Annotated in this window: 1 protein-coding gene; it reads left to right on the top strand. The window is 66.0% G+C overall.

The features are described from left to right. Nucleotides 1-60: 60 nt before the first annotated feature. Complete coding sequence (locus tag EOC06_RS37075) at nt 61-759, top strand: YafY family protein (protein WP_127331216.1); 699 nt, start codon at nt 61-63, stop codon at nt 757-759. Nucleotides 760-800: the final 41 nt, after the last annotated feature.

The following is an 800-nucleotide window of genomic DNA, read 5'->3' as shown; positions in this document are numbered from 1 at the left end:
CCTATAGGTCAGCCCAACTGACAATGCTGTGTCAGTTGGGCGCGCAAGCTGGGGTAAAAAATGCGCAAGGCGTCACGCCTGTTCGAGATCATCCAGATCGTGCGGCTGGCGCGGCAGCCGGTGACGGCGGCAACGATTGCCGAGCGGCTGGAAGTGACGGTGCGCTCGATCTATCGCGACATCGCAGCGCTGCAGGCGATGCGCGTTCCGATCGAAGGGGGCCGCGGCATCGGCTATATCCTGCGCCCCGGCTTCGACCTGCCGCCGCTGATGTTCTCGATCGAGGAGATGGAGGCGATCGTCCTGTCGCTGGCGCTGCTGGAGCGCACCGGAGACAGCGAGCTCAAGCAAGCGGCCAAGCGCGTCAGCGCTAAGATCGCCGGCGCGGTGCCGCCACCCTTGCGGCAGGCATTCGACGCCAATGCGCTGCATGCATGGGGGTTCGCCGCGCCTTCGACCGGCGCGATCGATCTGGCGCTGGTGCGCCGCGCCATCCGCGACGAGGAGAAGCTCGATCTCTCTTATCGCGACGAGATGGGCCGCGCCTCCGAGCGTCTCATCCGCCCGATCGCGCTCATCTACTACGCCGAAACCGCCAACATCGTCGCCTGGTGCGAGCTGCGCCAGGCGATCCGCAATTTCCGCAGCGACCGGATCGAGGATTGCCAGGCGACGGGGTTGCGGTTCAAGGGCGAAGGCGACCGCTTGCGGCAGGTCTGGGTGAGCGGGTGGGAGATCAATGCGGCGGTTGGCGGCTGACGCGATTTCCCCTTCTCCCCTTGTGGGAGAAGGTGGATCGG

The sequence above is a fragment of the Mesorhizobium sp. M7A.F.Ca.MR.362.00.0.0 genome (genome assembly GCF_004023175.1).
Classification (GTDB): domain Bacteria; phylum Pseudomonadota; class Alphaproteobacteria; order Rhizobiales; family Rhizobiaceae; genus Mesorhizobium.
This window is presented reverse-complemented; position numbering and strand designations above follow the sequence as displayed.

Excerpts from the sequence above, each read along its gene's own strand:
- EOC06_RS37075 (WP_127331216.1), top strand. The coding sequence starts at position 61 with ATGCGCAAGGCGTCACGCCTGTTCGAGATCATCCAGATCGTGCGGCTG.